Genomic DNA, 9600 nt, shown 5'->3' with positions numbered 1-9600 from the left:
TCCGCGACCGGACGGGACCGTCACCGGTCTCTCCGGACCCGGCGGCGCCGACGGGTCGGCACACGTCCCGCCGAAGGGCGGCGGAAAGGCCGCGCGGGCCCGCCGAGCCGGCTCCCGAGCCGTGCCGGCCTCCGGGGAAACGAGCCGGAGTCCGGCGCGGGCGGATACGGGCACACCGCCGCCCCCCGGTCCGGAGCACGCGGTCCGGGGCCCGCGGTCCGCGCCCGGGGCCGTCCGGCGGCGCGGACCGCCGATGTCCTCAGCGGCTCTCGGGCCCCGCCAGGTGGCGTGCGACGACCACCCGCTGGATCTGGTTGGTGCCCTCGACGATCTGCAGCACCTTGGCCTCCCGCATCAGGCGCTCGACCGGGTAGTCGCGGGTGTAGCCGTAGCCGCCGAGGAGCTGCACCGCGTCGGTGGTGACCTTCATGGCCGCGTCCGTGCAGAACAGCTTGGCCATCGCCGCCTGCCGGGCGAAGGGCTCCCCGGCGTCGCGCAGCCGGGCCGCGGCCAGGTACAGGGCGCGTCCGGCCTCGATCTGGGTGGCCATGTCGGCCAGCATGAACCGCACGCCCTGGAAGTCGGAGACCGGGCGGCCGAACTGCTCGCGCCCGGCCGTGTAGGCCAGTGCCTCGTCGAGGGCCGCCTGGGCGACCCCGATCGCACAGGCGGCGATGCCGAGCCGGCCGGAGTTGAGGGCGTCCAGGGCGATGGTGAAGCCCTGCCCCTCCTCGCCGATCCGGCGGCTGTCGGGGATGCGCACCCCGTCGAAGTGGACCTGCGCCGTCGGCGACCCGCCCATCCCCATCTTGCGCTCGGGGGCGGCGGCGCTGAGCCCCTCGGCGTCGCCCGGGACGAGGAAGGCGGTGATGCCGCGCGGGCCCTCTTCCCCGGTGCGGGCCATGACGGTGTAGAAGTCGGCGATGCCGCCGTGGGTGATCCACGCCTTGGTGCCGTCGAGCACCCAGTCGTCGCCGTCGCGGACGGCACGGGTGCGCAGCGCCGCGGCGTCGGAGCCGGAGGACGGCTCGGACAGGCAGTACGCGCCCAGCAGCCCGCCGGTGAACATCCCCGGGAGGTGCTCCGCGCACTGCTCCTTGGAGCCGTAGTGGGCGAGCGCGTGGCAGGCGAGGGTGTGGACGCTGACGCCCAGGCCCACGGTGAGGCGGGCCGCGGCCAGCTCCTCCAGGACCTGCAGGTACACCTCGTAGGGCTGGTCGCCGCCGCCGAACTCCTCGCCGTAGGGCAGCGAGAGCAGCCCGGACTCCGACAGGAGGGTGAACGTCTCGCGGGGGAAGCGGCCGGACTCCTCCTCGTCGGCCGCGGCCGGCCGGATCTCGCGCTGGGCCAGCTCGCGCACCAGTGTGAGGAGATCGTGGGCCTCCTCGGTAGGCATCCGGCGTTCCACCGGCTGGGGGCCGTACTGGGTCATCGCGGCGCTCTCCTCCCTGTCGGGGGCTGCGGCGGCGGGCGCTCGGGGTGGGGCGCCGCCACCGGGAAGTGGTGGTCCCAGCCGATGCCGTTCCTCGGGTTGCGAGAGCGGCTGACCAGCGGCTGTGGCGATTGGAGTATGCCCGATCGGCGGCCCGGCGTCACCGCGGGGCGGAGCCCCGCCGCCGGCCGGCCGCCGGGTTGTCGGTCCCCGCTGCCACACTCCACCGTATGCGGGACGGCCACGGCCCCGGGCCCAGGGGCGGACGGGAACGGGAGGACGCGGTGCGCTGGGCGGTCGCGGTGACCGCCGAGGGCACGGCCCTGCTGTGCCCGCTGGACGGGCGGGGGCGCGCGGCGGGCCCGGTGGCGGCCGAACCGGACGTGGCGCGGGCCGTGGCGGAGCGCACCGCGTCCGGCTCGGTCACCCGGTGGGTGTGGCGGTCGACGGCGCAGGTGTATCCGCGGCTGCTGGAGGCCGGGGTGCGGGTGGAGCGGTGCCACGACACGGAGGCGTGCGAGGCGCTGCTGCTGGGCCACGAGGGCCGGTGGGGCGAGCCGCGTTCGCTGGCGGCGGCCTGGGCGCGGCTGCACCGGGCCCCGGTGCCGGAGGACCCGCCGCTGCCCGCGGCCGACCAGCAGCCCTCGCTGTTCGCGCCGGGCCCGGTGCCGCTGCCGCCGGGCACGGACCCGCTCGCCGCCCTGCTGGAGGTGTACGCCGACCAGTTGCGGCGGGTGGAGGCGGCCGGGCACCCGGAGCGGATGCGGCTGCTGCTGGCCGCGGAGTCCGCGGGGACGCTGGTGGCGGCGGAGATGAACCGCACGGGGGTGCCCTGGCGGGCGGACGTCCACCGGGAACTGCTGCGGGAGCTGCTGGGCGAGAGCTATCCGGGCGGCGAGCCGGTCCGGCTGGCGGAGCTGGCCGAGGAGGTCTCGCGCGCCTTCGGGCCGGGGGTGCGGGTGCGGCCCGACCTGCCGGCGGACGTGGTCAGGGCGTTCGCGCGGGCCGGGATCCGGCTGTCCTCGACCCGGGCGTGGGAGCTGCGGAAAGTCGACCATCCGGCCGTCGCCCCGCTGCTGCGCCACAAGACGCTGTACCGGCTGCACACCGCGCACGGCCGGTCCTGGCTGCGCACCTGGGTGCGCGACGGCCGCTTCCGTCCCGAGTACGTGCCCGGCGGCTCGGTCACGGGCCGCTGGACGAGCAACGGCGGGGGCGCGCTGCAGATCCCCAAGGTGGTGCGGCGCGCGGTGGTGGCCGACCGGGGGTGGCGGCTGGTGGTCGCCGACGCCGACCAGATGGAGCCCAGGGTGCTGGCCGCCGTCTCCCGCGACCGGGGCCTGATGGAGGTGGCCGGAAGCGGCCGGGACATGTACTCGGTGCTGTCGGACCGGGCGTTCGGCGGTGACCGGGACCGGGCCAAGCTGGCGCTGCTGGGCGCGGTGTACGGGCAGACCTCGGGGGACGGCCTGCGGCACCTGGCGGATCTGCGGCGCCGCTACCCGGCGGCGGTGGCGTACGTGGACGAGGCGGCGCGGGCCGGCGAGGAGGGCCGCCTGGTGCGCACCTGGCTGGGGCGCACCTGTCCGCCCGCGGCCGCCCGGGAGGCGGACTTCGGGGACGGCGGGGTCGGCCCGCCGGAGGCGGGCGCGGAGGGTCCGGCGGGCGACGCGGCCCGGGCCCGCGGGCGGTTCACCCGCAACTTCGTGGTGCAGGGCAGCGGGGCCGACTGGATGCTGCTGGTGCTGGCCGCACTGCGGCAGTCCCTGGCCCGGATGCGCGCCGAGCTGGTGTTCTTCCAGCACGACGAGGTGATCGTGCACTGCCCCGAGCGGGAGGCGGAGGCGGTGGTGGAGGCCGTCCGGGCGGCGGGCGAGCGGGCGGGGCGCGCCGCCTTCGGCGAGACCCCGGTGCGCTTCCCGTTCACCACGGCCGTGGTGGAGTGCTACGCGGACGCCAAGTGAGCGGAGGCAGCGGCCGTACGGCGGCCGTGGCCTCCGGCCCCCGCTCCCGCCCCCGTTCCGGCTCCCGGGCCGCCCCCGCCCGTTCCGGGACTCAGGCCGCCCCCGCCCGTTCCGGGGCGAGGAAGGCGCGCAGCGCCCCGGCGAGCTGCTCGGGCGCCTCCTCGGCCATGTGGTGGCCGCTGTCGATCGTGCCGCAGGTGACGTCGTCCGCCCAGCCGCGCCAGATGCCGGGGATGTCCGGGTAGAGGTCGCCGAGGTCGTCCCTCTCCGACCACAGCACCAGCACCGGGCAGGTGATGCGGCGGCCCGCGGCCCGGTCGGCCTCCTCGTGGCGGCGGTCCACGGTCAGCCCGGCCCGGTAGTCCTCCAGCATCGCCCGCACGGTGGCCGGATTCCGGATGGCCGCCTGGTAGTCCTCCCACGCCTCGGAGCCCATCGCCTCCTTTGAGCCGCCGTACCAGGCGGCGGGGTCGGCGAGGATGGCGCGTTCGGGCTTGTCCGGGACGGCGAAGAAGAACCAGTGGTACCAGGCGCGGGCGAAGCGCTCGTCACAGCGGGCGAGGTGTTCGCTGATGGGGACGCAGTCGCCGACCGCGAGGCGGGTCACGGCCTCGGGCGCGTCCAGCGCGAGCCGGTGGGCGACGTAGGAGCCCCGGTCGTGGCCGAGGACGGCGAAGCGGTGGTGGCCCAGGCGCCGCATCAGCTCCAGGCAGTCGCGGGCCATGGCCCGCTTGGAGTACGGGGCGTGGCCGTCGTCGGTGGGCGGTTTGGAGGACTGGCCGTAGCCGCGCAGGTCGGGGCAGACGACGGTGTGGGCGTCGGCGAGCAGGGGTGCTGTGCGGTGCCAGGTGGCGTGGGTGCGCGGATGGCCGTGGAGGAGCAGCACCGGCGGTCCCGAGCCGCCGTGGCGCACCCGTAGGACCACCTCGCCCACGTCGATCCGCTCCAGCTCGAACCCCTCGAACACACCCGCTCCCTCCACCGCCCCGTCCTCTCCCCGTGCGCGCCCGTCCGGTGCGCCGGACGGGCGCGCACGGGGGCCTTCGGGGGTCACGGCGGCGTACCCGGGGTACACCGCACCGTCGCGGCCCTGCCCGACCGTCCCCGCGTTCCCCGCGTTCCGAGGAGCCACACCATGAGCCACACCACGAGCGGCACCGCGCAGATCGGCGTCACCGGACTCGCCGTCATGGGCCGCAACCTGGCCCGCAACCTCGCCCGCCACGGCTACACCGTCGCCGTGCACAACCGCACGGGCGCCAGGACGGCGGAGCTGGTGGAGGAGTTCGGCCGGGAGGGCGACTTCGTGCCCGCCCGCACGCCCCGGGAGTTCGTCACCGCGCTGGAGCGGCCGCGCCGCGTGATCGTGATGGTCAGGGCGGGCGAGGCGACCGACGCCGTCATCGAGGAGTTCGCGCCGCTGCTGGAGCCGGGGGACATCGTCGTCGACGGCGGCAACGCCCACTTCGCCGACACCCGCCGCCGCGAGGAGGCGCTGCGCGGGCGCGGCGTCCACTTCGTCGGCGCGGGCGTCTCCGGCGGCGAGGAGGGCGCCCTGCACGGGCCGAGCATCATGCCCGGCGGCTCGGACGAGGCGTACGCCGCGCTCGGCCCGCTGCTGGAGGACATCGCCGCGAAGGCCCCCGACGGCACGCCCTGCACCGCGCACATCGGGCCCGACGGCGCCGGGCACTTCGTGAAGATGGTGCACAACGGCATCGAGTACGCCGACATGCAGCTCATCGCCGAGGCGTACGACCTGCTGCGCACCGTCGCCGGGTACGGGCCGGCCCGGATCGCCGAGGTCTTCCGCGCCTGGAACACCGGCCCCCTGGACTCCTACCTCGTCGGGATCACCGCCGAGGTGCTGGCCCACACCGACGCCGCCACCGGGCGCCCCTTCGTCGACGTCGTCGCCGACGCCGCCGAGCAGAAGGGCACCGGCCGCTGGACGGTGCAGACCGCCCTGGACCTGGGCGTTCCGGTCTCGGGCATCGCCGAGGCGGTCTTCGCCCGCTCCCTGTCCGGGCACACCGGGCTGCGCCGGGCCGCCGCCGGCCTGCCGGGCCCGCACCGGCCCCCGCTCGGCGAGCGGGACGCCGAGCACTTCGCGGACCGGGTCGAGCAGGCCCTGTACGCCTCGAAGATCACCTCCTACGCCCAGGGCTGGAACATGATGCGGGCGGCGAGCGCGGAGTACGGCTGGGGCGTCGACCTGGGAGCCGTGGCCGCCGTCTGGCGCGGCGGCTGCATCATCCGGGCCGCCTTCCTGGACCGGGTGCGCGCCGCGTACGCCGCGGATCCGGAGCTGCCCACACTGCTGGCCGACCCGGAGTTCGCCGAGGAGACCGGCCGGGCGCAGGAGGCGTGGCGGGAGGTGGTGGCCACCGCCGTCCGGCACGGCGTCCCCGCGCCGGGCCTGTCGGCGGCGCTGGCCTCGTACGACGCCCTGCGCGCCGAGCGGCTGCCCGCCGCTCTCGTCCAGGCGCAGCGCGACTACTTCGGCGCCCACACCTACCGGCGCACCGACCGGCCCGGCTCCTACCACACCCTGTGGGGGCTGGACCGCTCCGAGGTCCGCACCGGCGGCTGAGCCCGGCGGTCCGGAGGTCCGGTGACCCTGTGATCAGGTGATCCGGCGGTCCGTCCGGCGGCCCGGCGTCCTCGTACGGCGAGGGCGCCGGGCCGTCCGCAGCATTGGTATGGACATGACCTCGGATCCCTTCTACGCTCTCCTGGACCAGACCTGAGAGCGCTCTCATGTCTCCCCTGTCCGACCCCACCTCGACCTCACCAGGTAGAGCCGACAGAAGGAGAACAACCGTCATGCGACGCAGGATCGGCGTGCGCGCGGGTCTGTCCGCGCTGCTCGCGCTGGGCGCCCTGACCGCCACGGGAAGCGGGCTCGCCTCCGCCTCGCCCGCCCCGGCGGAGCCCAGCGCCGGCGCACCGGCCCAGGAACTGGTGGACGCCATGGAGCGCGACCTCGGACTGACCGAGGGCCAGGCGCGGAAGCGGCTGCGGCAGGAGGCGGCGGCCATGGAGGCCGCGCCCGGAGCCGAGCGGGCCGCGGGCGCCGCCTTCGCCGGCTCCTGGTTCGACGCCCGCACCGGCGAGCTCGTCGTCGGCGTGACCGCCCCCGGCAGAGCCGACGCCGTACGGGAGGCGGGCGCCCGGGCCCGGGTGGTCGAGCACAGCGCGAGGGAACTGGACGCCGCCAAGGACCGGATCGACGCCCGGGCCGAGCGCGAGGCCGCTCCCGAGGGGGTGAGCGGCTGGTACGTCGACCCCCGCGCCAACAGCGTGGTGGTCGAGCTCGTGGAGGGCGCCGGGGACGACACCGCCGTGCGCGGCTTCCTGGCCGCCGCGCGGAAGGCAGGCCCGGTCGAGGTCCGCGAGAGCACCGGCGGGGCGCCGCGCACCTTCGCCGCCGGCGTCGTCGGCGGCGACCCGTACTACACCGGCAACGCCCGCTGCTCCATCGGCTTCTCGGTGCACGGCGGCTTCGTCACCGCCGGGCACTGCGGGTCGGCCGGAGCGTCGGTGCGCGGCTGGGACGGCTCCCAGATGGGCACCTTCGAGGGCTCGTCCTTCCCCGGCAACGACTACGCCTTCGTGAGGACGGGCCACGGCTGGTGGACCGTCCCGGTGGTGCTGGGCTGGGGGACGGTGCCCGACGTCCTGGTGCGCGGCTCCGCCGAGGCCCCGGTCGGCGCCTCGATCTGCCGTTCCGGCTCCACGACCCGCTGGCACTGCGGCCGGGTGCTGGCGAAGAACGAGACGGTCAACTACAGCCAGGGCGCCGTCCACCAGATGACCAAGACCAGCGTCTGCGCCGAGCCCGGCGACTCCGGCGGCTCGTTCGTCAGCGGCGACCAGGCCCAGGGCGTGACCTCGGGCGGCTGGGGCAACTGCTCCGGCGGCGGCGAGACCTGGTTCCAGCCGGTCAACGAGATCCTGTCGGTGTACGGCCTGACGCTGCACACCGCCTGACACCCTCCTCGTACGCCGCGCCCGGGGGTGCGCGGAGCAGAGGCCGCCCGGCCGCGCCGGGCGGCCTCTCGTCGCCCCCGGCCGTCTTCCGCCGCCGCCCGGGGCGGATCTGTGTTACGTTGGACCACGTTGCAGTTTTGGTACCCATGAACTTTGTGCGCGCCTGACGGTTTGTGACCTTCAGGCGCCTTTGTTTTTCCGGCTCTTCCGGCGGGGTCTCATTGCGGCGACAAGGAAGTCCGCACAGTGCGGACTTCCTGCACTGCGCCTATCTGGAGGAGAGAAAAAGTATGGCTACTGGCACCGTCAAGTGGTTCAACGCGGAAAAGGGTTTCGGTTTCATCCAGCAGGACGGCGGCGGCGCCGACGTCTTCGCGCACTACTCGAACATCGCCACCCAGGGCTTCCGCGAGCTCCACGAGGGCCAGAAGGTCACCTTCGACGTCACCCAGGGCCAGAAGGGCCCGCAGGCGGAGAACATCCTCCCCGCCTGACCCCGCCGCGTTCGGCGAACGCGACGCGCAGCACCACCAGAAGCCGGGGCCCGCACCACAGGGTGCGGGCCCCGGCTCGTGCCGCCTTCCGGCCGCGGCCGGCCACCGCCGCACCGCGCCGCCACCGCGCCGCACCGCCGTACGCCCCCGCCGGCCCGTTGGGCCGGCTTTCTCCGCGCAGCAGCGCGATCCGCTCTTTCACCGGCTCGTTCCCGCGACTCTCCGCCCGCTCACGCGCTGCGGAGCCTCCCCGGCACGCGCCGCCCCGAGGAAGGTCACACCCCGCGTGAACCAGAATTCCGGAACCCGTTCCACCCGCTCCCCACGCCCCGGCCGACGCCGCCCCTCCCGTTCCCAGGCCCCCGCGCGGGTCCCCGCGCAGAAGGCGGCCCACGGCCGCGCAGGCACCCCGCGCCGGGAGGAGCCCATGGCGCCGGCCGGCACGCCCGGCCTGCCCCCGGCCTCCTCGTTCGCCGAGCTGGACATGCCCGCCGTGCTGCTGGAGACCCTGGGGCGCGAGGGCGTCACCGCGCCGTTCCCGATCCAGGCGGCCACCCTGCCCGACTCGCTGGGCGGCCGTGACGTCCTGGGCCGCGGGCAGACCGGCTCGGGCAAGACCCTCGCCTTCGGGCTGGCCCTGCTCGCCCGCACCGCCGGGCACCGCGCCGAGCCGCGCCACCCGCTGGCCCTGGTGCTCGTTCCCACCCGGGAGTTGGCCCAGCAGGTCACCGACGCCCTCGCCCCGTACGCGAAGGCCGTACGGCTGCGGACGGCCACCGTGGTGGGCGGCCTGTCCATCGGCCGCCAGGCCGCGGCGCTCAGGAACGGCGCCGAGGTGGTCGTCGCGACCCCCGGGCGGCTGAGAGACCTGGTCGAGCGCGGCGACTGCCGGCTGGAGGAGGTGCGGACCACCGTGCTGGACGAGGCCGACCAGATGGCCGACATGGGCTTCCTCCCGCAGGTCACCGCCCTGCTGGACCAGGTGCGCCCCGACGGCCAGCGAATGCTGTTCTCCGCCACCCTGGACCGCGACGTGGACCGGCTGGTGCGGCGCTTCCTGTCCGACCCGGTGGTCCACTCCGTGGACCCCCCGGCGGGCGCCGTCACCACGATGGAGCACCACATCCTGCGGGTGAGCACCGACGACAAGAACGCCGTCGCCACGCGCATCGCCGCCCGCGACGGGCGCGTGATCATGTTCGTGCACACCAAGCGCGCGGTGGACCGGCTGGTCAGAAGGCTGCTGGCCAGCGGGGTGCGGGCCGGCGCGCTGCACGGGGGCAAGTCCCAGAACCAGCGCAACCGCACGCTGGAGCAGTTCAAGGACGGGCAGGCCACGGTCCTGGTGGCCACCAACGTCGCCGCCCGCGGGATCCACGTCGACAACCTCGACCTGGTGGTCAACGTCGATCCGCCCGCCGACCACAAGGACTACCTGCACCGCGGCGGCCGTACCGCACGGGCCGGCGAGTCCGGCAGCGTCGTGACACTGGTGACCCCCGAGCAGCGCCGCGAGGTCGACCGGATGGTGGCCGCCGCCGGTGTGTCGCCCCTGGTCACCCCGGTCCGCTCCACCGGTGAGGAGCTCGTCCGGATCACCGGGGCGAAGGAGCCCTCCGGCGTTCCCGTGGTCCTCGCCGCGCCGCCCGCCGAGCGGGCTCAGCGGCCCCAGCGGCCCCGCGGCGGCGCCTCGGGCCGGGGCGGCGCCTCGGGCCGG

The 9600-nt window shown here is 75.7% G+C and carries 7 protein-coding genes; 5 read left to right on the top strand and 2 right to left on the bottom strand.

Going from position 1 to position 9600, the window contains the following annotated elements; translation table 11 throughout:
- Positions 1-259 precede the first annotated feature (259 nt).
- Positions 260-1432 (bottom strand): acyl-CoA dehydrogenase family protein, encoded by a 1173-nt coding sequence (locus ACLIYP_RS27220; RefSeq protein WP_412715753.1) that lies wholly within the window; start codon positions 1430-1432, stop codon positions 260-262.
- Positions 1433-1662: 230 nt separating this feature from the next.
- Here ACLIYP_RS27220 and ACLIYP_RS27215 point away from each other — a divergent pair, with 230 nt between their 5' ends.
- The gene (locus ACLIYP_RS27215; protein WP_412715752.1) at positions 1663-3396 is read left to right on the top strand and encodes a bifunctional 3'-5' exonuclease/DNA polymerase; all 1734 of its coding nucleotides are present in this window, start codon (positions 1663-1665) and stop codon (positions 3394-3396) included.
- Positions 3397-3487: 91 nt separating this feature from the next.
- Here the strand turns inward: ACLIYP_RS27215 and ACLIYP_RS27210 are convergent, their stop codons facing one another.
- On the bottom strand, positions 3488-4363 hold the full coding sequence (locus ACLIYP_RS27210) for an alpha/beta fold hydrolase (RefSeq protein ID WP_412715754.1): 876 nt from the start codon (positions 4361-4363) through the stop codon (positions 3488-3490).
- Positions 4364-4531: 168 nt separating this feature from the next.
- On the opposite strand from ACLIYP_RS27210, the gene gndA reads away from it, so the two are divergent.
- The 4 genes from gndA to ACLIYP_RS27190 form a co-directional block, all read left to right on the top strand.
- On the top strand, positions 4532-5989 hold the full coding sequence (gndA, locus tag ACLIYP_RS27205) for an NADP-dependent phosphogluconate dehydrogenase (protein WP_412715751.1): 1458 nt from the start codon (positions 4532-4534) through the stop codon (positions 5987-5989).
- A gap of 233 nt (positions 5990-6222) precedes the next feature.
- Positions 6223-7389 carry a S1 family peptidase gene (locus ACLIYP_RS27200; RefSeq protein WP_412715750.1) on the top strand — a complete coding sequence of 389 codons (1167 nt, stop codon included), beginning with the start codon at positions 6223-6225 and terminating at the stop codon, positions 7387-7389.
- Positions 7390-7679: 290 nt separating this feature from the next.
- Entirely contained in the window at positions 7680-7883 is a 204-nt protein-coding gene (locus ACLIYP_RS27195) for a cold-shock protein (protein ID WP_093656524.1), read from the top strand.
- A gap of 286 nt (positions 7884-8169) precedes the next feature.
- A partial coding sequence (locus ACLIYP_RS27190) for a DEAD/DEAH box helicase (RefSeq protein WP_412715749.1) occupies positions 8170-9600 on the top strand: 1431 nt, incomplete at its 3' end.

The sequence above is a fragment of the Streptomyces nanhaiensis genome, assembly GCF_046614825.1.
In the GTDB taxonomy this organism is placed as follows: Bacteria; Actinomycetota; Actinomycetes; order Streptomycetales; family Streptomycetaceae; genus Streptomyces; species Streptomyces radiopugnans.
The sequence above is the reverse complement of the archived record's forward strand: the minus strand, read 5'-3'. Positions and strand labels throughout refer to the sequence as shown.